At 55.4% G+C, this 21,332-nt stretch carries 25 protein-coding genes and 1 pseudogene; 16 read left to right on the plus strand and 10 right to left on the minus strand.

The features are described 5' to 3' along the window. The first annotated feature begins 11 nt into the window (after window positions 1-11). The 5 genes from lepB to recO all read left to right on the plus strand — a co-directional run bounded on the left by lepB (window position 12) and on the right by recO (window position 3,535). Window positions 12-800, plus strand: coding sequence for a signal peptidase I (gene lepB, locus AAC637_RS12445; RefSeq protein WP_340303886.1), 789 nt, complete (start codon window positions 12-14; stop codon window positions 798-800). After that, a complete protein-coding gene (gene rnc, locus AAC637_RS12450) occupies window positions 797-1,486 on the plus strand; it encodes a ribonuclease III (protein ID WP_317657266.1) in 690 nt (229 codons plus the stop codon). Before lepB ends, rnc begins: the two co-directional genes overlap by 4 nt. Window positions 1,487-1,549: 63 nt before the next feature. Further along, window positions 1,550-2,461: a GTPase Era gene (gene era / locus AAC637_RS12455; protein WP_340303853.1), complete on the plus strand. Its 912-nt coding sequence runs from the start codon at window positions 1,550-1,552 to the stop codon at window positions 2,459-2,461. After that, window positions 2,458-2,790, plus strand: a complete 333-nt coding sequence (locus AAC637_RS12460) for a DUF1491 family protein (protein ID WP_340303854.1) — start codon at window positions 2,458-2,460, stop codon at window positions 2,788-2,790. Before era ends, AAC637_RS12460 begins: the two co-directional genes overlap by 4 nt. 22 nt (window positions 2,791-2,812) lie before the next feature. Continuing rightward, the gene (gene recO, locus AAC637_RS12465; protein WP_340303855.1) at window positions 2,813-3,535 is read left to right on the plus strand and encodes a DNA repair protein RecO; all 723 of its coding nucleotides are present in this window, start codon (window positions 2,813-2,815) and stop codon (window positions 3,533-3,535) included. Between the two features lie 92 nt (window positions 3,536-3,627). On the opposite strand, the gene AAC637_RS12470 is transcribed toward recO, so the two are convergent. From AAC637_RS12470 to AAC637_RS12480, 3 genes are read right to left on the minus strand one after another with little or no spacing between them, the layout of a single operon-like run. Then, window positions 3,628-3,888 carry an META domain-containing protein gene (locus AAC637_RS12470; protein ID WP_340303856.1) on the minus strand — a complete coding sequence of 87 codons (261 nt, stop codon included), beginning with the start codon at window positions 3,886-3,888 and terminating at the stop codon, window positions 3,628-3,630. A gap of 2 nt (window positions 3,889-3,890) precedes the next feature. Continuing rightward, entirely contained in the window at window positions 3,891-5,573 is a 1,683-nt protein-coding gene (locus AAC637_RS12475; protein WP_340303857.1) for an acyl-CoA dehydrogenase family protein, read from the minus strand. Beyond that, window positions 5,552-5,758: a hypothetical protein gene (locus AAC637_RS12480; protein WP_340262949.1), complete on the minus strand. Its 207-nt coding sequence runs from the start codon at window positions 5,756-5,758 to the stop codon at window positions 5,552-5,554. Before AAC637_RS12480 ends, AAC637_RS12475 begins: the two co-directional genes overlap by 22 nt. Between AAC637_RS12480 and AAC637_RS12485 the strand changes: the two genes are divergently transcribed. Continuing rightward, on the plus strand, window positions 5,757-6,527 hold the full coding sequence (locus AAC637_RS12485; RefSeq protein ID WP_340303858.1) for a sulfite exporter TauE/SafE family protein: 771 nt from the start codon (window positions 5,757-5,759) through the stop codon (window positions 6,525-6,527). The two genes, AAC637_RS12480 and AAC637_RS12485, sit on opposite strands and share 2 nt — an antisense overlap. 58 nt (window positions 6,528-6,585) lie before the next feature. Here the strand turns inward: AAC637_RS12485 and AAC637_RS12490 are convergent, their stop codons facing one another. Continuing rightward, window positions 6,586-8,184, minus strand: a complete 1,599-nt coding sequence (locus AAC637_RS12490) for a phosphoenolpyruvate carboxykinase (RefSeq protein WP_340303859.1) — start codon at window positions 8,182-8,184, stop codon at window positions 6,586-6,588. A gap of 254 nt (window positions 8,185-8,438) precedes the next feature. Here AAC637_RS12490 and AAC637_RS12495 point away from each other — a divergent pair. The 6 genes and pseudogenes from AAC637_RS12495 to AAC637_RS12520 form a co-directional block, all read left to right on the plus strand. Further along, window positions 8,439-9,344, plus strand: a pseudogene (locus AAC637_RS12495) (sensor histidine kinase); the annotation flags it as partial. A 3-nt stretch (window positions 9,345-9,347) separates the two neighbouring features. Continuing rightward, window positions 9,348-9,839: an HPr kinase/phosphorylase gene (locus tag AAC637_RS12500; RefSeq protein WP_340303860.1), complete on the plus strand. Its 492-nt coding sequence runs from the start codon at window positions 9,348-9,350 to the stop codon at window positions 9,837-9,839. A 78-nt stretch (window positions 9,840-9,917) separates the two neighbouring features. Beyond that, complete coding sequence (gene rapZ, locus AAC637_RS12505; protein WP_340298307.1) at window positions 9,918-10,847, plus strand: RNase adapter RapZ; 930 nt, start codon at window positions 9,918-9,920, stop codon at window positions 10,845-10,847. 20 nt (window positions 10,848-10,867) lie between these two features. Continuing rightward, on the plus strand, window positions 10,868-11,260 hold the full coding sequence (locus AAC637_RS12510; protein ID WP_317657278.1) for a PTS sugar transporter subunit IIA: 393 nt from the start codon (window positions 10,868-10,870) through the stop codon (window positions 11,258-11,260). Continuing rightward, window positions 11,257-11,535 (plus strand): HPr family phosphocarrier protein, encoded by a 279-nt coding sequence (locus AAC637_RS12515; protein ID WP_317657279.1) that lies wholly within the window; start codon window positions 11,257-11,259, stop codon window positions 11,533-11,535. The genes AAC637_RS12510 and AAC637_RS12515 overlap by 4 nt, the downstream gene beginning before the upstream one ends. A 47-nt stretch (window positions 11,536-11,582) precedes the next feature. Beyond that, complete coding sequence (locus tag AAC637_RS12520) at window positions 11,583-12,491, plus strand: lysophospholipid acyltransferase family protein (protein ID WP_340303887.1); 909 nt, start codon at window positions 11,583-11,585, stop codon at window positions 12,489-12,491. On the opposite strand, the gene AAC637_RS12525 is transcribed toward AAC637_RS12520, so the two are convergent. Continuing rightward, window positions 12,488-13,363, minus strand: coding sequence for a 3-hydroxybutyryl-CoA dehydrogenase (locus AAC637_RS12525; RefSeq protein ID WP_340303861.1), 876 nt, complete (start codon window positions 13,361-13,363; stop codon window positions 12,488-12,490). The two genes, AAC637_RS12520 and AAC637_RS12525, sit on opposite strands and share 4 nt — an antisense overlap. A 233-nt stretch (window positions 13,364-13,596) precedes the next feature. On the opposite strand from AAC637_RS12525, the gene AAC637_RS12530 reads away from it, so the two are divergent. Continuing rightward, window positions 13,597-14,346, plus strand: coding sequence for a DUF6473 family protein (locus tag AAC637_RS12530; protein ID WP_340303862.1), 750 nt, complete (start codon window positions 13,597-13,599; stop codon window positions 14,344-14,346). A 135-nt stretch (window positions 14,347-14,481) separates the two neighbouring features. Here AAC637_RS12530 and AAC637_RS12535 read toward each other — a convergent pair whose 3' ends face one another. The 5 genes from AAC637_RS12535 to AAC637_RS12555 form a co-directional block, all read right to left on the minus strand. Then, window positions 14,482-15,408 carry an electron transfer flavoprotein subunit alpha/FixB family protein gene (locus AAC637_RS12535; protein WP_340303863.1) on the minus strand — a complete coding sequence of 309 codons (927 nt, stop codon included), beginning with the start codon at window positions 15,406-15,408 and terminating at the stop codon, window positions 14,482-14,484. After that, window positions 15,408-16,169 carry an electron transfer flavoprotein subunit beta/FixA family protein gene (locus AAC637_RS12540; RefSeq protein ID WP_340303864.1) on the minus strand — a complete coding sequence of 254 codons (762 nt, stop codon included), beginning with the start codon at window positions 16,167-16,169 and terminating at the stop codon, window positions 15,408-15,410. The genes AAC637_RS12535 and AAC637_RS12540 overlap by 1 nt, the downstream gene beginning before the upstream one ends. 168 nt (window positions 16,170-16,337) lie before the next feature. Next, window positions 16,338-16,919: a cob(I)yrinic acid a,c-diamide adenosyltransferase gene (locus AAC637_RS12545; protein ID WP_340243676.1), complete on the minus strand. Its 582-nt coding sequence runs from the start codon at window positions 16,917-16,919 to the stop codon at window positions 16,338-16,340. Between the two features lie 24 nt (window positions 16,920-16,943). Next, on the minus strand, window positions 16,944-17,141 hold the full coding sequence (locus tag AAC637_RS12550; RefSeq protein WP_317657285.1) for a twin transmembrane helix small protein: 198 nt from the start codon (window positions 17,139-17,141) through the stop codon (window positions 16,944-16,946). Between the two features lie 105 nt (window positions 17,142-17,246). Further along, window positions 17,247-18,074: an SDR family NAD(P)-dependent oxidoreductase gene (locus tag AAC637_RS12555; RefSeq protein ID WP_340303865.1), complete on the minus strand. Its 828-nt coding sequence runs from the start codon at window positions 18,072-18,074 to the stop codon at window positions 17,247-17,249. 34 nt (window positions 18,075-18,108) lie between these two features. On the opposite strand from AAC637_RS12555, the gene AAC637_RS12560 reads away from it, so the two are divergent. The 3 genes from AAC637_RS12560 to AAC637_RS12570 are packed head-to-tail and all read left to right on the plus strand — an operon-like array spanning window position 18,109 to window position 21,296. Then, window positions 18,109-18,267 carry a hypothetical protein gene (locus AAC637_RS12560; RefSeq protein WP_340303866.1) on the plus strand — a complete coding sequence of 53 codons (159 nt, stop codon included), beginning with the start codon at window positions 18,109-18,111 and terminating at the stop codon, window positions 18,265-18,267. Further along, window positions 18,264-20,567 carry a DNA topoisomerase IV subunit A gene (gene parC, locus AAC637_RS12565; protein ID WP_340303867.1) on the plus strand — a complete coding sequence of 768 codons (2,304 nt, stop codon included), beginning with the start codon at window positions 18,264-18,266 and terminating at the stop codon, window positions 20,565-20,567. Before AAC637_RS12560 ends, parC begins: the two co-directional genes overlap by 4 nt. A gap of 27 nt (window positions 20,568-20,594) precedes the next feature. Further along, on the plus strand, window positions 20,595-21,296 hold the full coding sequence (locus AAC637_RS12570) for a hypothetical protein (RefSeq protein WP_340303868.1): 702 nt from the start codon (window positions 20,595-20,597) through the stop codon (window positions 21,294-21,296). The last annotated feature ends 36 nt before the right edge of the window (window positions 21,297-21,332 follow it).

The raw sequence follows: 21,332 nt of genomic DNA on the forward strand, positions 1-21,332 counted from the left end.
GGGCGAAACGCATGGCAAGCTATAAGGCAAAAAAAGAGGGAATTGGTGAGACGATCAAAACGATTGTCTACGCGCTGTTGATTGCGGGTGTCTTTCGCACCTTGTTCTTTCAGCCATTTTGGATCCCGTCAGGCTCGATGAAAGACACGTTGCTGATCGGTGATTTCCTGTTTGTGAATAAAATGGCCTATGGCTATTCGCGTCACAGCTGCCCTTTCTCGATGTGTCCCTTCTCGGGCCGCATCTTCGAGACATTGCCCGAGCGTGGTGATATCGCCGTCTTCCGCCATCCCACCAATGACGCAGATTTTATCAAGCGTGTTATTGGTCTGCCCGCGGATGTGATCCAAGTTCAAGACGGCCAGTTGATCATCAATGGCACGCCCGTCCCACAAGAGCCAACAGCACCTTTCGTTGAGGCGTTCGAGCCACAAGGCCCGTTGGGCCACCTGCCGCGCTGTTCCAATGCGCCTGTTGGGGCGGGTGGGATCTGCGAAAAAGACCGCGCGATTGAAATGCTTCCCAATGGGGTATCGCATGCGGTGTTAAATATTGATGACCGCTCCTTCGCGGATAACACCCCCGAATTTACCGTGCCCGAAGGCCATGTCTTCGTGATGGGCGACAATCGTGACAACTCTCAAGATAGCCGTTTCCCACGTTCTATTGGCGGGGTTGGATTCGTGCCTGTTGAAAATCTTTTGGGTCGCGCAGATCGGGTGATCTTTTCCTCTGCAGGGAATCGCATGGTCTATTTCTGGACATGGCGCAGTGATCGGTTTTTTAGAGCATTACAGTGAAATTATCGCGTGAGATTGACGAGTTTTGCGCCCGTTTAGGGCATAGCTTTTCCCGCCCCGAATTGATTTTGCGGGCTTTGACGCATTCTTCGCTCTCCTCTCCGACCCGTGCGGATAATCAACGCTTGGAATTCTTGGGAGATCGCGTTTTGGGATTGGTCATTGCTGAGCTGTTGCTCGAACAGGATCAAGACGCGCCAGAGGGGCAATTGGCCCCCCGTTTTAACGCACTTGTGCGCAAGGAAACCTGTGCCGAAGTCGCGCGCAGCGTAGATTTGGGCGCGGTGTTGAAATTGGGCAAATCCGAAATGATGACGGGAGGGCGCCGCAAAGATGCCCTTTTGGGCGATGCGATGGAGGCTGTGATTGCCGCCGTCTATTTGGATGCAGGCTATGACGCGGTGCGTGGGCTGATCCGTCGTCTTTGGGCGGGCAAGGCCGATACAGTGGCCGATGACGCCCGCGATGCGAAAACCGCCTTGCAGGAATGGGCGCAGGCCAAGGGCAAAGGCTTGCCTCGCTATGCCGAGCTAAGCCGTGAGGGGCCAGATCATGCCCCCACCTTCACCATCGAAGTTACGCTCAGTTCGGGCGAGGCCGCGCAGGCCAGTGCCAAAGCCAAGCGTCATGCCGAACAAGAAGCCGCAAAAAAATTGCTTGCCGCCCTAGAGGGTGGTTCCGCTTAATGCGTCTGGCGCTAGGGCTGATTTCCCGCTATGCCCAAAGATCGTTGAAAAAAGGAACTGCCCATGACCAGCCGCGCTGGATTTGTTGCCCTTATTGGTGAGCCGAACGCAGGTAAATCTACCTTGCTTAATCATATGGTCGGGGCAAAAGTTTCAATTGTGACCCATAAGGTGCAGACCACCCGCGCACGTATTCGTGGTGTGGTGCTTGAGGGAGAAAGCCAGATTGTTTTTGTCGACACGCCTGGTCTGTTTCGGCCGCGCCGCCGTTTGGATCGGGCGATGGTCGCGGCCGCTTGGACAGGGGCCGCAGATGCGGATGTGGTTGTCCTGCTCATCGAGGCCCATCGTGGATTGACCGAAGGGGTGAGGGAAATCTTGAGCGGTTTGCTTGAAAAGGCCTCGGGTCGGAAGATCGCTTTGGCGATAAACAAAATCGACCGCGTTGAGGCCCCTCAGTTGTTGAAGCTGACCGAAAAGGCCAACGCGGCTTTTCCATTTGTGAAAACCTTTATGATCTCAGCAGAGCGCGGCCATGGTGTGGGCGATTTGCGCGAATGGTTGGCGCAAGAGATGCCAGAGGGGCCGTGGCTTTACCCTGAGGATCAGATTGCGGATTTGCCAATGCGCATGATCGCTGCGGAAATGACCCGTGAAAAGCTAACACTGCGCCTGCATCAAGAATTGCCCTATCAATTGACGGTGGAAACCGAGAGTTGGCAGGAACGCGATGATGGCAGCGCGCGCATTGATCAAGTGATTTACGTCAGCCGTGACGGACATAAGGGCATTTTGTTGGGCCATCGGGGCGAAACAATTAAGGCTGTTTCGCGCGCCGCGCGCGAAGAATTGGCCGAGTTTCTTGGCCGCACAGTGCATCTATTTTTGCAGGTTAAAGTGCGCCCGAATTGGCTCGAAGAATCTGAGCGCTATTCAGAAATGGGCCTCGATTTTAAGGACGGGAACACCAAGTGACCCCCCGTCTGCGCGCAGAGTTTTGGGTTCAGGCCTATCTGCGGCGGCTGTCTTTGTCCGAGATCCCCGCCTTTGTCGTGGCGCGGGGTGATAGCGATGCGGGTGCGGTCTTGGTTAAGCTGTCCTTGCTTGATGGCACTGCCTCCTTGTTTCATCGTGGGTTTGATCTAGAGACTGGTGCGCGGGTCTGGGATGTGCTGACGCAAGGGCCAGAGGCCGAGGTGGATGCAGCCATCGCCAAACAGCGCAAATTTGACCCTGATCTTTGGGTGATTGAGGTGGAAGATCGTGCGGGTCGGCATATGCTAGATCAAGAGGGATTGCTTTAGCCTCAGCAAAGGGTCTGATCTGATGGAATGGCACGCAGAAGGTGTATTGCTCGCGGCGCGGCGCCATGGGGAATCTGCCGCCATCCTTGAAATTTTCACGGCAGAGCAGGGCCGTTTCGTGGGCGTTTTGCGGGGTGGCGCCTCTCGCAAAATGGCCGCCCATTTGCAAGTTGGAACGCAGCTTCAGGCGACATGGCGCGCGCGTCTCGCGGATCATATGGGCGCCTTCACAATCGAGCCTTTGATCGCGCGCGCGGCCCCTGTGATGAGCGACCCTGTGCAGCTTGCAGGGCTCAACGCGGTTTGCGCACTTTTGTCTTTTGCCCTGCCTGAACGCAGCGCTTACCCCGCGATTTATGCCCATAGCCTTGCACTGCTGGATGGGCTTGGTGCGGATCATTGGCTCGATGCCTATGTGCAATGGGAATTGGCGCTGTTGTCTGAGTTGGGCTTTGGCCTTGATCTGAGCCACTGCGCCCGCACAGGTGTGTCGCAGGATTTGGCCTATGTGTCGCCGCGCACAGGGCGCGCTGTGGCGCGCGATGCGGCGGGTGAATGGGCAGATCGCCTTTTGCCCTTGCCGCGTTTTTTGCAGGGGGTTGGCCCCGCTGATCACGCTGAACGGCAAGCAGGCTTGCGCCTGACAGGGCATTTCTTGGCCAATCATTTGGCCCCCAGTTTGGGGGATCGCCCACTTCCCGCCGCGCGTGGGCGCTTAGTGGATATCCTCAACCGTCAAGGTTGAGGGCTGAAAACGAGGGCTGCGCCCTCAGCACTTCGCAGAACCAATTGCCCATCCTTCACAGCCGTGCTGCGGGTCGCCTCAAGGGCGCTGAATTAGGCGAATTCTTGGTCGAGATTGGGGCAGGCCATCAGCGTAGCGCCAATTAGGCCTGACCTAAGGCCAGTATCCACCACTTCGAACCGACCAAAATAACGGTTGCAGGGGCCTTGACCGTAAAAGTTAAATTCTGCGTCCACCTCCAAGGTTATGCTTGGATCAGACTGCAAGACCCATGCCCCGACAGGGGGCATAGGCGTGTCTTCATTGCAGGCGGCAAGTGCCAGAAGGGCGGCACATGCCCTCAAGGCGCGCATGATTAGCCCAGTAGGCGGCGCGCAATCACCTGAGCTTGGATCTCTGCCGCGCCTTCAAAGATGTTGAGGATACGGGCATCGCACAAAATACGGCTGATTTTATATTCAAGCGCAAACCCATTGCCGCCATGAATTTGCAATCCGTTATCCGCGGCGGCCCATGCCACCCGTGCGCCAAGCAATTTCGCCATTCCTGCCTCAAGGTCGCAACGGCGGTCATTGTCTTTTTCGCGAGCGGAGAAATAGGTCAGTTGCCGCGCAATCATGATTTCTACGGCCATCATGGCCAATTTTGAGGCAACACGCGGGAATTCGATTAGGGATTTGCTGAATTGTTTGCGATCTTGGGCATATTGCATCGAAACATCTAAGGCGGATTGTGCCACGCCGATGGCGCGGGCAGCGGTTTGGATGCGCGCGCTTTCAAAAGTTTGCATCAGTTGCTTGAAGCCTTGCCCCTCTTGGCCGCCCAAAAGGTTCTCGCCCTTCACCTCGAAATTGTCGAAGCCAAGTTCATATTCTTTCATGCCGCGATAACCCAAGACCTCGATCTCGCCGCCGGTCATACCTGCGGTGGGGAAGGGGTTTTCGTCATCGCCCGGTGTCTTTTCGGCCAAGAACATCGACAGACCACGGTAATCGGTGGTCGTGGGGTCAGTGCGGGCCAAGAGGGTCATGACATGGGTGCGTGACGCGTGCGTGATCCATGTCTTGTTACCCGTGATGCGGTAATTGCCCGCCTTATCCTTGACCGCGCGGGTGCGCAGGCTGCCCAAGTCTGAGCCAGTGTTGGGTTCGGTGAACACGGCTGTTGGCAGCTTCTCGGCGCTTGCCAAGGCGGGCAGCCATTTTTCCTTTTGCTCATCCGTTCCCCCAGCAAGGATCAACTCAGCCGCGATTTCTGAACGCGTTCCAAGGGACCCCACACCAATATATCCGCGGCTAAGTTCTTCCGAGACGACACACATCGCCGCTTTGGACAGGCCAAAGCCACCATACTCCTCTGGAATGGTGAGGCCGAACACGCCCATCTCTGCCAGCTCTTCGATCACCGAGAGGGGGATCAGTTCGTCTTTCAGATGCCAGTCATGTGCGAAAGGCTCGACCTTTTCCAGCGCATAGCGGCGGAATTGTTCGCGGATCATTTCCAATTCATCTTCAAGGCCGGAGGCGCCAACAGTGATTTCTGCGGCGCGCTCCTGCATCAACTCAACAAGGCGCAAACGGGCCGCTTGGGTGTTGCCGCGTATGACCAATGTGGCGATTGCATCCGTTTTCAGAAGATTTGCATCTGTGTTCCCAAGCCCAAGTTCAGGCAGGCGCAGCACTTCGCCTTGGTTCATGGCAATCCCGCCCTGAAGTTGGGCCAGATATTCGCCAAAAGCAATTTGCAAGATTAATTGTTCAATATCACCAAACTTGCCCTCACTGCCCAAGAGTTCGGCCCATGTTTGCATCTGGCGCAGTGCCTCAACATAGGTGGCAAGCCAGGCCAGACCATGGGCAGCAGTCTGTTCCGTCTCAATCGCCGCGCCCGAGATTTTCCCGTCCACTGTCACCAAATCGCGCACGGCGTCTTTGGCACGGGCCAAAACCGCCTCGACTGGGGGCAGGGCCTCTGCCGTCAAAGCGGTGAGATTGGCCAAGATCACAGGGGCAGCGGTCATTTCGGCGTCACGGGGCATAGCGTCTCTCCAAATTGAGGGTGCGCAAGGGCAAGCTTATCTTTCGATTCTGCACCTGCTTCTAAATCATTTTGCAGGTGCAGCGCAACATTAATTCGAAAAAATGCACCGAAAAGAATTAAAATGTCGCGCTTGTTTTGGTGTTGGATGTGCGCAATACCCTGACCAAGGCAGGGAGCAGCCATGACAGATTTCTTACACCTTATGCCATATTGGGCTTTCGCCCTCGCCCTTGGCGTGACTTTCGCAGCGGGTTTCGTGAAAGGTGCGGTTGGCTTTGCCATGCCCTTGATCATGATTTCGGGTCTGTCGATGTTTCTAGAGCCGCAATTGGCGATTGCAGGCATCATTTTCCCGATCGTCCTTTCCAACGGATTGCAGGTGGCCCGTTATGGCTGGGCTGAGGCCAAAACGGCGTTCGCGGAATATTGGCGGTATATCCTCATCGTCTGTGTGATGATCGTTATCGTTGCGCAATTTGTGACCGTCATACCAAACCAAACGATGTATCTGATCCTTGGTTTGCCTGTGGTGGTGTTAACCCTGATCCAGTTGATGGGCATCAAATTTCACATTCCACCGCAGCACCGCCGCAAGGCGGAATGGGGTGTCGGCACTTTGGCGGGGGCTTTGGGGGGGCTGACAGGCACATGGGGGCCGCCCACGGTTCTTTATCTCATTGCTCTTGATACCCCAAAGGCCCGCCAGATGTTGGTGCAGGGTGTGGTCTATGGCCTGGGGTCGGTCAGCCTGTTGACGGGGCATCTTTCCTCAGGGGTGCTGAACCTTTCCACGGCACCGTTTTCGGTGGCGCTGCTCATCCCTGCCTTTCTGGGCATGCAGGTGGGGTTCAAGCTGTCTGATCGGCTTGATCCCGTCAAATTTCGTAAGATCACTTTGATCGTTTTACTGGTGGCAGGGGCCAATTTGGTGCGCCGCGGTCTGATGGGCTGATGAAAAAACCGCCCCTGTGTTGGGGGCGGTTTTCGAAGCCTTGCTCTTGCGATGAGGTTTAGCTGATCGCGGCTGCTTTTACGTCTTCGTCTATGTAGGGCACATATTGCGCAAAGTTATCTGCGAACATCCCAACCAATTTTGCGGCCTGCGCATCATAGGCTGCGGCATCTGACCATGTGCTGCGTGGATCAAGCAAGGCATCATCCACCCCTTTAAGGCCGACAGGCACTTCGAACCCGAAATTAGGGTCTTTGCGGAATTGGCCTTGATTGAGTGACCCATCTAGTGCCGCGGTCAAAAGGGCGCGGGTTGCTTTAATGGGCATGCGCGACCCTGTGCCATAGGCCCCGCCCGTCCAGCCCGTGTTCACAAGCCAGCAGGTCGACCCGTAAACAGCGATTTTTTCGCGCAGAAGGTTGCCATAGGCCTCAGGGCGGCGCGGCATAAAGGGGGCGCCAAAACAGGTTGAGAAGGTTGGTTCTGGCTCGGTCACGCCGCGCTCTGTGCCGGCAACCTTAGAGGTGAAACCTGACAGGAAATGATACATCGCCTGCGCAGGGGTCAGGCGCGCAATCGGAGGTAAAACACCAAAAGCATCACAGGTCAGCATGATGATATTTTTCGGATGCCCGCCAAGCCCTGTGTCGGATGCGTTTGAGATCTGCTCCAACGGATAGGCGCAGCGGGTGTTTGCCGTCAGGCTTGCATCGTCAAAATCAAGCTCGAGCGTTTCTTCGTCATAGACCATATTTTCGATCACAGTGCCGAAACTATGGGTCGTGGCGTAGATTTCTGGTTCTGCCTCTTTGCGCAGGTTGATGGTCTTGGCGTAACAGCCACCCTCAAAATTGAAGATGCCATTTTCTGACCATCCATGCTCATCATCACCAATCAACACGCGAACAGGATCAGCGGAAAGCGTGGTTTTTCCTGTGCCAGAAAGACCAAAGAACACCGCGCTATCATCAGGGTTACCCGTGGCGTGATTGGCCGAGCAATGCATCGGCATGGCGCCCTTCTCAGGCAAGAGATAGTTCAACAAGGTGAAAACCGATTTCTTGTTTTCGCCCGCATATTCGGTGCCACCGATCAAGATCAGTTTTTTGTCAAAATTCAGTGCGATCACTGTATCCGTGCGGCAGCCATGTTTCGCAGGATCCGCCTTAAAGCTGGGGCAATTGATGATTGTGAATTCGGGCACAAAGCTGTCCAGTTCTGTGCGCAATGGGCGGCGCAGCAGGTGACGGATGAACAGGTTGTGCCATGCCAACTCCGAGATCACGCGCACATCAAGGCGGTGGTATGCATCCGCGCCAGCGTAGAGATCTTGCACGAAATATTCGCCGCCTTTCATATGCGCGACCATGTCGGAATAGAGGCGATCGAAGGCATCCATTTCCATGCGGGCGTTGTTGTCCCACCAGATATGCGGTTCGACCGAAGGAGTTGCGACAACAAATTTATCTTTAGGAGAGCGGCCCGTATATTTCCCCGTGCTGACCAACAGAGTGCCGCCGTTGCCAAGGCGACCCTCATTGCGGGTCAAAGCGGCTTGGATCAGTGCAGGTTCAAGCAGGTTATAGTGAACCTGGCCCAGATCCGAAATGCCTTGATGCTCCAGCCGATGGGCGGGGTTCACGCGTCCTGTGCTCATGTTCTCTTGTGCTCCTGTGCCGATGCTGCCCGGCAGTGATGAAAATCAACGCGGGAACAGAGCTGCACTCAACCCCGCGTAAGCCCCGTATAACATGACGGTTTTATTACTGAACAGGACGCATCCGCACAGTTAGCGCAACCATTTCCCCGATTGGACAAATTTTGTCGAACTCGCCCGATTTGTTGAGGCGCTAACGGTTCGTTCACAAGCAGATGCCACATTCTGGCCGCAGAAAAACCGTGATTCGAAATATTTCGATTGTTTTGTCGCTTGTCTTGGCCTCAACCATTGCCAATCCTCTGTCCGATTTGGCCGATGCCGCCGAACTGGGCCGCGATAAAAATGCCCGCAAGCTTAGCCTCACCCGTGTCCGCATCCCTGATCTGACGGGGCGGCTAGATGAAATAGGCCGTCTCTCTGCGGCCCTGCGTGGCATGGTGGGCGCGCTCTATGATCGGATTGAATCAAACGAGCAGTTTGCCGCAGATGTCAGCCATGAGATCAAAAACCCATTGGCCAGTTTGCGGTCAGCGGTCAGCACTTTGCAGCGCGCCAATACGGATGATCAGCGCAGCAGGCTCTATGAGGTGATCACCCATGATGTGCAACGATTGGACAGGCTTGTGTCAGATATTTCGAATGCCTCGCGATTAGATGCTGATTTGGTCAAGGAGGAGGAAGAAGAATTCGATCTTCTGCGAACCTTGCGCAACATCTGCGACTATCACGCGGGCGAGGCGCGCGCGAAAGATGTGAGTTTCATCACGGATTTGCCAGATGCGCCCATCCTGATCACCGGGCTAGAGGGGCGTTTGGCGCAGGTCTTTGTCAACCTCTTGTCCAATGCCTTGTCTTTCTGCGATGCTGGGGATGCCGTCCGCAGCTGGGCGCGCAAAAGAGAGGATCGCATTTTGGTGGTAGTAGAAGATACAGGGCCAGGCATCCCTGATGACGCGCTGACGAAAGTGTTCACCCGTTTCTATTCAGAGCGGCCCCAAGCACAATTTGGCAATCACTCGGGCCTCGGCCTTGCGATTTCCAAGCAGATTGTTGAGGCGCATGATGGGGTGATCTGGGCTGAAAATATTCGCCCCACTGAGGCTGATGTCACCTCCGACCCGCTTGGTGCGCGGTTCATCTTGGGCTTGCCGATTTAATTTATGGCTGAGGATCGTGGGGATTTTGCCAATGCGCTCGACTTGGCCCAGTTTGGCCATATGCATGGTGCTGCGCTGCGTTTGCACGCCACGGCGGTGGCGTATGGAGGGCAGGGGGTGCTTATCTTGGGGGCATCTGGTGCAGGCAAATCCTCGCTTGCGCTTGATTTGATGACGTTTGGTGCAGAGCTGATCTGCGATGACGCGATCCTGCTTGAGGCCGATACCGAAGGTTTAACCTTGCGCGCGCCCCCTGAGCGCCTGCCGATGATTGAGGCGCGGGGGATTGGGCTTTTGAATGCGGGGCCATTGGTGGATCAGGCGGCACTTGCGCTTGTCTTACATCTGCAAGACATGCCGCAGCCACGCCTGCCTGCCACCCGCATGGCGATGTGGCGCGGGCATTTTGCGCGTCTTTTGGGCGTCAATGCGCGCGTCCCGCAGACCAGCGCGGTGGTTCACGCCCTGCGACATGGCTTCGCCCCGCTCGCGTAATCGCTTGGATCGCAGCCCATTTGCGCTACAGTTGTGAACAGGAGTCAATGCCACCCGTTCTTAACAAGTGCCAAGCCGATGGATCGCGAAGATAAAACAGGCCACCCACAGCACACGCGCCCCTCGGGAGATGACGAGGCGCAACGGGTGGTCTTTGTCACAGGGCCGTCTGGTGCGGGCCGCAGCAGCGCCATCCATACGTTAGAGGATTTGGGATACGAGGCGATTGATAACCTGCCATTGTCGCTCTTGCCCCGCCTATTGGAAGGCCCACCTTTGACGCGGCCTCTGGCGCTGGGCACAGATCCACGAAACCGCGATTTCTCCGCACAGGCATTGATTGCTGCGGTCGATGGATTGGCCGCGCATGAGCAGGTTTTATCCGAACTGGTTTATCTCGACTGCGCCGATGATGTTCTTGTTCGCCGCTTTTCAGAGACGCGGCGGCGTCATCCAATGGCCCCCGCTGAGGATACACTGACAGGCATACGCCGTGAGAAGGAATTGCTTAGCCCCGTGCGCGCCCGCGCCACAAGCCTGATCGATACCAGCACCCTCAGCCCGCATGAGTTGCGCGAGGAGATTGCGCGCCATTTTAGCGCAACAACCCCGCATCGCTTGGCGCTGACGATCCAAAGCTTTTCTTACAAGCGCGGCCTGCCGACTGGCGCCGATATGGTGTTTGACTGTCGCTTTTTGGAAAATCCGTATTGGCACGATGATCTGCGCCGATCTGATGGGCGCGACCAAGCCGTGCGCGATTTCATTGCCAAAGATCCGCGGTTCGCGCCTTTCTCCACCCAAGTTTTGGGACTGATTGAAACGCTCCTTCCAGCTTATGTTGACGAAGGAAAAACGCATCTGACAGTTGCGTTTGGATGCACGGGGGGGCAACACCGCTCTGTTGCAATGACGGAAATCATCGTAAGCCACCTTGCACAAGCGGGCTGGCAAGTGTCAAAGCGTCATAGAGAATTGGAGCGGCGCGGCCTCATCGCCACGCCCTGAAATACAATAGGGTCTTGCGGGTGATAGGGATTGTTATCGTTGCACATGGTGGATTGGCCCGCGAATTGTTGGCCGCGACTGAACATGTGGTGGGGCCTGTTCACGCGGCCCGCGCGATCCCCATCGGCCCCGAAGATGATCGCGCCACCTGCCAACGTGATATTTCTGCCGCCGCAGATGCCGTGGATACAGGCTATGGTGTGGTTGTGGTTACCGATATGTATGGTGGTTCACCCTCGAACTTATCCTTGCCTGCGTGCCGCAGTGCCAACCGCAAAATTCTGACCGGTGTTAATCTGCCGATGCTGATCAAATTGGCCAAATCGCGCCATTTGCCCTTGGATCAAGCGGTGGCGCGCGCCACCGAGGCGGGGCGGCGCTATATCAACAGCTTTGATGGAACCCCTGAATGACCGAGACGGTACGCTGCGTTCTGAAAATCGTGAATGAAAAAGGCCTACACGCGCGGGCCTCTGCGAAATTTGTCGAAACAGTCGAAAAATTCGATGCCGAAGCGACAGTGAGCAAAGATGGCATTTCTGCTTCGGGCGACTCGATTATGGGCCTTTTGATGCTTGCTGCCTCGATTGGCACGGAAATTGAGGTTGAAACGACTGGCACTCAAGCGCAATCTCTGGCAGAGGCGCTGACGGAGCTTGTCGCAGATAAATTTGGCGAAGGCCGTTAAGGCTCGTTTGCGACAAGCGGCTGGAGGGGACAGACTGCGTGACTGAGATGACAGAAACAAAATCTGGCGCAGCGCCCATTGTGGCGGCCGAAGTGCCGCAAGGCCGCGTCTATGATCGGCGCAGCCTGACCTACTCCAACACATTCGACAGCCCCGTCACACGCACGATTATTCGCGCGATAGAATGGATGACGGGCAAGATCACGATTATCCGCCGCGTGCGTGCATTTGAAAAACTTGGTGCCCCGAAAGGGCAGGAGTTTTGGCCTGCTACGATGAAGGCCATGGGCATTGATTTGCTGACCCCAGAGGCACAGCTTGACCGTATTCCCGCAACAGGACCCGTGGTGTTGGTGGCCAATCATCCGCATGGTTTGGTGGATGGCATGATCTTGGCTGATCTGATCGGGCGCAAAAGGCCAGATTACCGCATTTTGACCCGCGCGCTGTTGACTGGGATTGATGAAAGCGCGGCTCAATACATGATCCCCGTGCCGTTTCCTCATGAATCCGAGGCCCAGCGCAAAATGGTTGAAATGCGCGACAAAGCGATGAGTCATCTCAAGGCGGGCGGGTTGATTGCGCTTTTCCCATCAGGGGTGGTCGCCGCCGCAAAAACCGCCTTCGGCCCTGCGGTTGAAGCGGAATGGAATGTGTTTACCGCAAAGATGATCCGCACATCGGGGGCAACAATTTTGCCGCTCAATTTCCCTGGATCAAATTCGCGGTGGTATCAAATTGCCAATCGGATTTCGCCCATTTTGCGGCAGGGTCTTTTGCTGCATGAGGTAGCCCATGCGTTTGATAAACCGCAGGCCCCTGTAATCGGGCACCCGATCCTACCAGAAGACTGGAAGGAGGCCAGCGCCTCCCCGCGTCAATTTATGGCTGATTTGAGGGCGCACGTTTTGTCTTTGAAAGACAACCCTGACGCGCGATTTATGTCTAGGCCCTAGCGGGTGGGCACGGGCACTTCGCCCCGATAATCGTAAAAGCCACGCTCGGTCTTGCGTCCCAGCCACCCTGCCTCGACATATTTGGTCAAAAGCGGGCAAGGCCGATATTTCGTATCGGCCAATCCATCATGTAAGACATTCATAATGGCAAGGCAGGTGTCCAAACCGATAAAATCCGCCAATTCAAGCGGCCCCATTGGATGATTGGCGCCAAGCTTCATCGACTCGTCAATTGATTGCACGCTGCCGACACCTTCATAGAGGGTATAAACCGCCTCGTTGATCATCGGCATCAGGATGCGATTAACGATGAACGCAGGAAAATCTTCTGCTGTGGCCGATGTTTTCCCAAGGCGATCCACGACCGCCTTACAGGCCTTAAAGGTTTCGTCATCTGTTGCGATGCCGCGTATCAGTTCAACCAACTGCATCACGGGCACAGGGTTCATAAAGTGGAATCCCATAAATTTTTCAGGCCGATCCGTGCGACTGGCCAAGCGCGTGATGGAGATAGAGGAGGTGTTGGATGTCAAAATAGTATGCGGCTGCAAATGTGGAAGCAGATCTTCGAAGATGGCTTGCTTCACAGTTTCGCGTTCAGTCGCGGCCTCGATGACGAGATCAGTTTTGCCTAAGTCAGAGAGGTGCAGTGTCGTATGGATGCGCGCCAAGGCACTTGCCTTATCTGCGGCCGAGATTTTCTCGCGGCTCACTTGGCGCTCAAGGTTGCGGTCAATCAGCGCTACGCCCTTGTCCAACTGATCTTGGCTGACATCGTTCAGCCAGATTTCATAACCTGCCAAGGCGCAGACATGCGCGATGCCATTGCCCATCTGGCCTGCGCCTACGATGCCGATTTTGCTGATTTCCATCGCTGAACCTTTGTCTTGAAAACGCGTGGTCTTTGCATGCCGCACCATAAAAGGCGAAGCCCCAAAGACACAAGCCGTAACCGCGCAAAAGCGCTGCAGCAGTTGAGAACGCAAAGCTGCAGGATCATTCAAAAATCAACATAAAATCTCGTAAAATCTGATGGTTAGGGAATTCGTAAGAGGCTTTGGCCATTCTTTTCCTTGGGTGAGACGAATCAAGGTGGGAGCAGGCAATGAGCTTTGCCTTCAAGGGGCATGGCCCCCTCGATTATAAACTTGTGACCTATGAGGGGTCACCGATGCGGTTTCGTGGGCCGCAAATTGATCTAACCAAGCCGTTTTTGCTGTGTTTGGGCGGCTCTGAGACATTCGGCAAATTCGTGCCGCAGCCCTATCCTGACCGCTTGTCGGCGATGTTGGGGCGCCCCGTGGCGAATATGGCCGCAATGAATGCGGGGTTGGAATTGGCGCTTGGCGATGGGGCTATCGCCGATGCGATGAGTAGGGCCGAGGCGATTGTGTTGCAAATTACAGGTGCGCATCACCTGACCAACCGCTTTTATCAGGTGCATCAACGCCGCAATGATAGGTTCCTGCAACCCTCTGACATATTGCGGGTAATCTATCGCGAGGTTGATTTCACGGATTTCCACTTCTCGCGCCATACGTTAGAACATCTTTTAACCTGTTCCGAAGATCGGTTTCAGATCGTTGTGGATGAATTAAAGATGGCTTGCATGGCGCGTATGCGTAGCCTTTTGAACCGCGCCATTTGCCCAGTGCACTTGCTATGGACCGGGCACCTCCCGCCTGCGGAAACGGGCTATTGCCGTGAGTTGGGGGCAGATCCGCTTTTTGTCACCAAAGGGATGTTGGAAGAAATAGCCGCCCAAGCGGCCTCATTGACGATATGCGTGACAACGCGTGAGGAACAAGAAAACCAACGCGGGGCATGTTCTTTGGATTGGGAGAAGAGAAAATAGCGCGCGCTTTGCTTGGGCCTGATATCCATGTCCGCGCGGCGCGTGACCTCTCAGAGAAAATCCTCAAGCTGTAGAAAAAACAAAACCCGCGCCACCAATTCAGGGCGCGGGTCTTTAGAGCCAAGTTTGATTGGATCAGAGCTTGCCTGTCAATTCAGGCACGACATCAAACAAATCCCCAACCAGCCCGTAATCCGCCACTTGGAAGATGGGGGCTTCTTCGTCTTTGTTGATTGCCACAATCACCTTGCTGTCCTTCATACCCGCAAGGTGCTGAATGGCACCTGAGATACCAACGGCAACATAGAGATCCGGCGCGACAACCTTACCAGTCTGGCCCACCTGCCAATCATTGGGGGCGTAGCCAGAATCGACAGCAGCACGGCTTGCACCAACCGCAGCGCTCAGCTTGTCGGCCAGTCCTTCAATGAGGGCGAATTGTTCTTGGCTGCCAACCCCGCGACCGCCTGAAACAACGATCCCTGCAGAGGTCAGTTCGGGACGATCCGAAGCAGCCACTTTATCCTCAACCCATTGGGACAGGCCTGTTGTGGCGATTGTGCCAAGGGCCTCAACAGGGGCCGAGTTGCCAGTGGCGGCGGCATCGAACCCTGCGGTGCGGATGGTCATGACCTTCACGCTGTCGTTTGATTTTACCGTTTGGATGGCGTTGCCCGCGTAAATGGGGCGCTCGAACGTGTCGGCATCCACAACGCCCACAACTTCGGAAATGATCATCACATCAAGCAAAGCGGCCACACGGGGCAGCACGTTTTTTGCGTCCGAGGTCGCCGCAGCAGCAATATGGCTATAGCCGCCCGCCATCGACACGATCAAATCGGCAACTGGTTCGGCCAACATGTGGCAAAAGCCGTGATCGCCCGCAAAGATTACTTTGGATGCGCCCGCAAGGGTTGCGGCCTCTGCAGCAGCGGCATCGCTACCTTCGCCTGCAACCAGAATATGAACATCGCTCAAGCCAGATACGGCTGTCAGGGCCTTGGACACCTGATCAACGGCAAGCTGGCCGTTGGTGACATCTGCAAGAAGAAGAACCGCCATCAGATTACCCCCGCTTCGTCTTTAAGTTTCGAGATAAGCTCTTCAACCGAAGCCACCTTGATGCCCGCTTTGCGGGTTTCTGGCTCGGTCGTTTTGATCACTGTCAAACGCGGGGTCACATCCACGCCGTAATCTGCCGCCGTTTTTTCATCGAGGGGCTTTTTCTTCGCCTTCATGATGTTTGGCAGTGACGCGTAACGCGGCTCGTTCAAGCGCAGGTCAACCGTGACGATTGCGGGCATTTTGACCTTAATTGTCTGCAAGCCGCCATCAACCTCGCGGGTCACAGTGGCGCTGTCGCCCTCGACCTCAAGGGCAGAGGCGAAGGTTGCTTGGCTCCATCCCAGAAGGGCGGCAAGCATCTGACCGGTTGCGTTCATGTCATTGTCGATGGCCTGCTTGCCTGCAATCACAAGGCCTGGGGCCTCGTCTGCAATCACAGCTTTCAGGATTTTGGCAACGGCCAGAGGTTCGATATCGTGATGCACATCATCGGCGGCTTCTACAAGGATCGCGCGATCTGCCCCCATGGCCAAAGCGGTGCGCAATGTGTCTTGCGCCTGTTTGACGCCGATGGATACAACCACCACTTCCTCAGCCTTGCCCGCTTCTTTCAGGCGGATTGCCTGTTCTACGGCAATCTCGTCAAACGGGTTCATCGACATTTTCACATTGGCGAGATCAACACCCGAGCCATCCGCTTTGACACGAACTTTTACGTTATAGTCGATCACGCGCTTGACCGGCACCAGAATTTTCATCCGCACGTTCTCCAGTTAAAGCATTTCGATCACGCGCCGCGGCGCGATTATTCAGACACTGTTGTAATCGCTGATTCCCTGCGGCAACAGACCAAAAGCGGCATCTGAGACGCTCTAACGCGGCGCTGCTCTCGAGAAAACTAATTTTAAAGGGTTGTTTGCGGTAACCTACTCAGCCTCGCGATTGGCGCCTGGTGTCCACAAAATATCGGCTTTGCCACCCTCATTGGCCACGCGACCCGCAACGAAGAACCAATCAGAGAGGCGATTTAGATATTTCACCGCCATAGGGTTGACCGATTCCATCGTTGCCAATTCCACGCAATTCCGCTCGGCACGGCGGCAGACGGTGCGACACATGTGCAGATGTGCCGACAAGGCGGTGCCACCTGGCAAAATGAAACTGCGCAGCGGTTCCAAATCGGCGTTCATCTTGTCGATTTCTTTTTCCAAACGCGTCACTTGCGCCTCAACAATACGTAGGGCGGGATAGGGGCGTTCGGCGTCTTTCTCGATATTTGGGGTGCAAAGATCAGCCCCTAGGTCGAAAAGATCGTTTTGAATGCGGGCAAGATGCGCACTCATCTCGTCACTGGCTTCAAGCCGCGCGATGCCCAAGGTCGCGTTTAACTCGTCCACGGTTCCATATGCTGTGACGCGCATGGAATGTTTCGCCACGCGGCTGCCATCACCCAAGGCGGTTTCACCGTCATCACCTGTTTTTGTGTAAATTTTGTTCAAAACAACCATGGGTCTGCTCCCTTAATTGGCTGGCTAGCCGCGCAAAATGACAAAAAGAACGATCAAAATCACCGCCACAAATTGCGCGATGATACGGGCTTGCATGAATTTATTGGATTGCTTCGCGCTTTCGGCGGTGCCTTTGCGGAAGGAATTAATGCCAAGAAACAAGATCGCCACAACGACCAGACAGGCCAAGGCGACAACAATAAAAAGTGGGTCGTTGATCATTTGGGTTTCCCTTCGGTCTTGGCGGTCTGTGATAGGCCACAGCTAGGGCGTTTTTCACAGAGGCGAATTATTTTTGCCAGAGGGCAGTGGACTGATGCGGCAATCTCACCCTTTTGCGATCAGCCAATCAAGGGCGCGGGTCGGTAACACCCGTTTCGCGGTCGACATGAAATAGCTTGGCGTTGTGATGTGATAGCGCGGCTTGGGGCGTGGTGCCTCAAGCGCATGAACAAGCTTCTTCAGAACCGCCTCGGGAGGCAGTTCAAAGGGGTCAGGCCCGCGCTCTTCGTAGAGGCGTTTCAACAAGCCGTTGCGATACTGATCCGCGCGTGCAGAATTTTCCCAATCAATCCATTTTTCGAAAAGCGGGATAGAATTCTGTCGGATTTTCGAGGTGACGGGCCCGGTGTTTAATGTGCTGATGCTGATATTTGTATCCCGCATCTCAAGGCGCAGTGTGTCGGTCAGCCCTTCAAGCGCGAATTTGGTCGACACATAGGCCGCGCGCCATTTCAAGGTCACAAGCCCTAAGATAGACGAATGTTGCACGATGCGGCCATGCCCCTGTGCGCGCATCACAGGGATCACGCGGCGCGTCAGATCATGAACGCCAAAGACATTGGTTTCGAAAATCTCGGCCAGAGCGCCGCGTGGCAAATCTTCGACTGCACCAGGGATGCCAAAGGCCCCGTTTGAGAAAAGCGCGTCAAGGGTGCCGCCCGTCAGCTCAAGGCAGTTTGCAAGCGCCGTCTCCACGGATGCAGGGTCGGCGTAATCCAATTGCACGGCCTCGAACCCATCGGCGCGCAGCGCCGCAACATCCGCCGTTTTGCGGGCGCTTGCGATGACCCGCCAACCGCGTGCCCGCAACCCGTGCGCGCAGCACGCCCCGATGCCTGACGAACAGCCTGTTATCAGAATAGATTTTGTCATGGTCTTTGCCTTTGCCCTGTCGCAGCTTTTGCCTATGTGTGACGCACAAAATGCGCAATCACGGATCACAGCGGTGACCTGCTATTCTGGCGATCTGGGACAAAAAACCGCGCAGGCGCGGAATAATTTATCGCAATGGGCGCACGGGGCGCTTGTTTGGTCGGGGCAATTTGCCTATCAGGTTGTGCAATGAGCGAGCAGAATGACAGTTTTCACGAGAAGCGGGAAGTTGAGCCGCTCAGCCGTGCCATTGGCACGCGCTATCTGCAATATGCGCTGTCCACCATCATGCATCGCGCCCTGCCTGATGCGCGTGATGGCCTGAAACCTGTTCATCGCCGCATCCTGTTTGCAATGCGTGAGTTGCGTTTGGCCTCGAACGGGGGCTTCCGTAAATCTGCGAAAATCTCGGGCGATGTGATGGGGAATTACCACCCACATGGCGATGCCGCGATTTATGACGCAATGGCGCGTTTGGCCCAAGATTTTAACCTGCGCTATCCATTGGTCGATGGTCAGGGAAATTTTGGAAATATTGATGGCGATAACCCCGCGGCAAGCCGATATACTGAGGCGCGCATGACCGCGATGGCCGAGGCGCTGCTTGAAGGGTTGGACGAAAACGCCGTTGATTTCCGCCCCAATTACGATGGCACCTTGACGGAACCCGAGGTTCTGCCCGCAGCCTTCCCCAATCTTTTGGCCAACGGGGCGAGCGGGATTGCGGTGGGCATGGCAACAAACATTCCTCCGCATAATTTGGACGAGCTCATCGCCGCATGTTTGCATTTGATCAAAACCCCAGATGCCCGCGATGAAACACTTTTGAATTATATCCAAGGCCCCGATTTCCCCACAGGAGGCGTGATTGTCGAGCCGCGTGATAGTATCGCGGAAACATATCGCACGGGCCGTGGCGCGTTTCGCTTGCGTGCAAAATGGGAGGTCGAGGATCAAGGCCGCGGATCATGGGTGATCGTGGTTACAGAAATCCCGTTTCAGGTTCAAAAATCTAAGCTGATCGAAAAGCTGGCCGAACTGATCCAAACGAAAAAAGTGCCGATTTTGGCGGATCTTCGAGATGAATCGACCGAAGATATTCGCATCGTGCTTGAGCCGCGCTCGCGCAATGTAGACCCAGAAGTTTTGATGGGGATGCTGTTCCACAATTCAGACCTTGAGACGCGGTTTTCGCTGAATATGAATGTGCTGATCGATGGGCGCGTGCCAAAAGTGTGCAGCCTCAAGGAAGTGCTGCGCGCCTTCCTCGACCATCGCCGCGATGTGTTGATTCGCCGTTCCGAGCATCGCGTGGCAAAAATCGATCACCGCTTAGAGGTTCTTGAAGGCTTTCTGATTGCCTTCCTCAACCTTGACCGCGTGATTGATATTATCCGCTATGACCAAGACCCCAAAGCTGCACTGATGCGGGAAAATTGGTCACGCACATTCGTGCGCGCCACCTCCGAATTGGATTATCAGACCCCGCACGAAGGCGAGGGTGAACTGACCGAAACGCAAACCGATGCCATTCTCAACATGCGTCTGCGCAGTCTGCGCCGACTGGAGGAGATGGAATTGCAGCGCGAACGTGACGCGCTGATGGAGGAGCGTGCGGGCCTAGAGGATTTGTTGGAAACCGAAAGCCTGCAATGGGCGCGGATTGCCGATGAATTGCTTGAATTCCGCAAGAAATTTGGCGCAAGCGCCGAAGGTGGCGCACGCCGCACCGCCTTTGCCGAAGCGGGCGAGATTGAAGATGTGCCGCTTGAGGCGATGATTGAGCGCGAACCGATTACGGTGGTGTGTTCAGCCATGGGATGGGTGCGGGCAGTCAAAGGCCATGTTGATCTTGGCACAGAGATGAAGTTCCGCGATGGCGATGCGGGCCGTTTCCTGTTCCATGCGGAAACAACCGATAAGTTGCTGGCTTTTGCCTCCAACGGACGTTTCTACACGATCCAAGCCTCAAACCTGCCTGGCGGGCGCGGCTTGGGCGAGCCGTTGCGCCTGATGGTAGATTTGCCCAATGAGGCCGAGATTTTGGCGTTCTTCCCCTATCGTGAGGGGCAAAAGCTACTTTTGGCCTCCAGTGCGGGGGACGGGTTCCTCGTTGCTGAAGATGAGGTTTTGGCGCAGACGCGCACGGGGCGGCAAGTCTTAAACCTGCGCGAAGGTGTGCGCGCGGTTGTCTGCCATAGATTGGCGGCAGAGGATGATCACATTGCCGTTGTCGGTGAAAATCGCAAAGTGCTGATCTTCCCTCTTGACGAATTGCCCGAACTTGGGCGCGGTAAAGGTGTGCGGCTGCAAAAATACAAAGATGGCGGTTTGGTCGATGCGCGTGGCTTGCGTTTGGCCGATGGTCTAAGTTGGTCTGATCCTGCGGGACGCACCCGCACGGAAACAGAACTTGCCGATTGGATTGGCAAACGGGCCACAGCAGGGCGCATGGCACCGCGCGGTTTCCCAAGGGATAACCGCTTTACATAACCGCTTTGACAACACTGGGGGTCTGTCATGCGATTTTTAACATTCTCAAGGCGCAGTGTTGCGGCGGGAATGATGTCCCTGCTGCTAATTGGTTGTGCAGCCCCCGATCCTTTGGGTCAGGCGCAAATCCCGATGGGGGATTTTGCCTTGGGGTTCAATATTGTTGTAGCTGATAATATGCAGCAAGTCCCCCCCTCACGCGATGCCACACCCGAAGAGTGGATTGCGGTGATCTCCTCAGAGATTGATCGCCGATTTGGCGCATATGAGGGGGATAAGCTCTACCATATTGCGCTGAGTGTAGATGCCTATTCTCTGGCCCCTCCTGGTATTCCCGTCCTTCTCAGCCCAAAATCGGTTTTGGTGATTTCTGCCAATATTTGGGACGATGCGGCAGGGGTGAAATTGCATGAGGCACCCAACCAAATTACCATTTTTGAGGGCGCGTCACCCGATACGATATTTGGGTCGGGCTTCACCCGTGACCGCGAAGAACAGATGCAGATTTTGGCCCGCAACGCGGCCAAGCGCGTGCAGGCATGGATGCTTGAAAACCCGCAATGGTTTGGCATTGACCCCGATGCGGCAAATGCGGCGCTTGAGGGATTAGATGTGCCCCCCGATCCTTTGGCTGAGGCGGATCTTACTGCCCTTGAGGTGCCCGAAATGGCCGTGACAGAAACCAGTGCCACGCCAACTGTCACGCCCGTTCCACGTCCTGCGCCCTAACCCAGTTAGCAACCATGGGCTGAATGATTTGAATGT

It is taken from the genome of Roseobacter sp. HKCCD7870 (genome assembly GCF_037830315.1).
GTDB lineage: Bacteria > Pseudomonadota > Alphaproteobacteria > Rhodobacterales > Rhodobacteraceae > M30B80.

What these genes read in the sequence shown, in the direction of transcription:
- AAC637_RS12515 (WP_317657279.1), top strand. Translation starts at nt 11,257, where the DNA reads ATGACCGAGACGGTACGCTGCGTTCTGAAAATCGTGAATGAAAAAGGC.
- AAC637_RS12475 (WP_340303857.1), bottom strand. Translation starts at nt 5,573, where the DNA reads ATGCCCCGTGACGCCGAAATGACCGCTGCCCCTGTGATCTTGGCCAAT.
- AAC637_RS12500 (WP_340303860.1), top strand. Translation starts at nt 9,348, where the DNA reads ATGGCTGAGGATCGTGGGGATTTTGCCAATGCGCTCGACTTGGCCCAG.
- AAC637_RS12535 (WP_340303863.1), bottom strand. Translation starts at nt 15,408, where the DNA reads ATGGCGGTTCTTCTTCTTGCAGATGTCACCAACGGCCAGCTTGCCGTT.
- AAC637_RS12570 (WP_340303868.1), top strand. Translation starts at nt 20,595, where the DNA reads ATGCGATTTTTAACATTCTCAAGGCGCAGTGTTGCGGCGGGAATGATG.
- AAC637_RS12545 (WP_340243676.1), bottom strand. Translation starts at nt 16,919, where the DNA reads ATGGTTGTTTTGAACAAAATTTACACAAAAACAGGTGATGACGGTGAA.
- AAC637_RS12490 (WP_340303859.1), bottom strand. Translation starts at nt 8,184, where the DNA reads ATGAGCACAGGACGCGTGAACCCCGCCCATCGGCTGGAGCATCAAGGC.
- era (WP_340303853.1), top strand. Translation starts at nt 1,550, where the DNA reads ATGACCAGCCGCGCTGGATTTGTTGCCCTTATTGGTGAGCCGAACGCA.
- parC (WP_340303867.1), top strand. Translation starts at nt 18,264, where the DNA reads ATGAGCGAGCAGAATGACAGTTTTCACGAGAAGCGGGAAGTTGAGCCG.
- recO (WP_340303855.1), top strand. Translation starts at nt 2,813, where the DNA reads ATGGAATGGCACGCAGAAGGTGTATTGCTCGCGGCGCGGCGCCATGGG.
- AAC637_RS12470 (WP_340303856.1), bottom strand. Translation starts at nt 3,888, where the DNA reads ATGCGCGCCTTGAGGGCATGTGCCGCCCTTCTGGCACTTGCCGCCTGC.
- AAC637_RS12485 (WP_340303858.1), top strand. Translation starts at nt 5,757, where the DNA reads ATGACAGATTTCTTACACCTTATGCCATATTGGGCTTTCGCCCTCGCC.
- AAC637_RS12540 (WP_340303864.1), bottom strand. Translation starts at nt 16,169, where the DNA reads ATGAAAATTCTGGTGCCGGTCAAGCGCGTGATCGACTATAACGTAAAA.
- lepB (WP_340303886.1), top strand. Translation starts at nt 12, where the DNA reads ATGGCAAGCTATAAGGCAAAAAAAGAGGGAATTGGTGAGACGATCAAA.
- AAC637_RS12480 (WP_340262949.1), bottom strand. Translation starts at nt 5,758, where the DNA reads ATGGCTGCTCCCTGCCTTGGTCAGGGTATTGCGCACATCCAACACCAA.
- AAC637_RS12530 (WP_340303862.1), top strand. Translation starts at nt 13,597, where the DNA reads ATGAGCTTTGCCTTCAAGGGGCATGGCCCCCTCGATTATAAACTTGTG.
- AAC637_RS12555 (WP_340303865.1), bottom strand. Translation starts at nt 18,074, where the DNA reads ATGACAAAATCTATTCTGATAACAGGCTGTTCGTCAGGCATCGGGGCG.
- AAC637_RS12520 (WP_340303887.1), top strand. Translation starts at nt 11,583, where the DNA reads ATGACAGAAACAAAATCTGGCGCAGCGCCCATTGTGGCGGCCGAAGTG.
- AAC637_RS12560 (WP_340303866.1), top strand. Translation starts at nt 18,109, where the DNA reads ATGTGTGACGCACAAAATGCGCAATCACGGATCACAGCGGTGACCTGC.
- AAC637_RS12550 (WP_317657285.1), bottom strand. Translation starts at nt 17,141, where the DNA reads ATGATCAACGACCCACTTTTTATTGTTGTCGCCTTGGCCTGTCTGGTC.
- rapZ (WP_340298307.1), top strand. Translation starts at nt 9,918, where the DNA reads ATGGATCGCGAAGATAAAACAGGCCACCCACAGCACACGCGCCCCTCG.
- AAC637_RS12525 (WP_340303861.1), bottom strand. Translation starts at nt 13,363, where the DNA reads ATGGAAATCAGCAAAATCGGCATCGTAGGCGCAGGCCAGATGGGCAAT.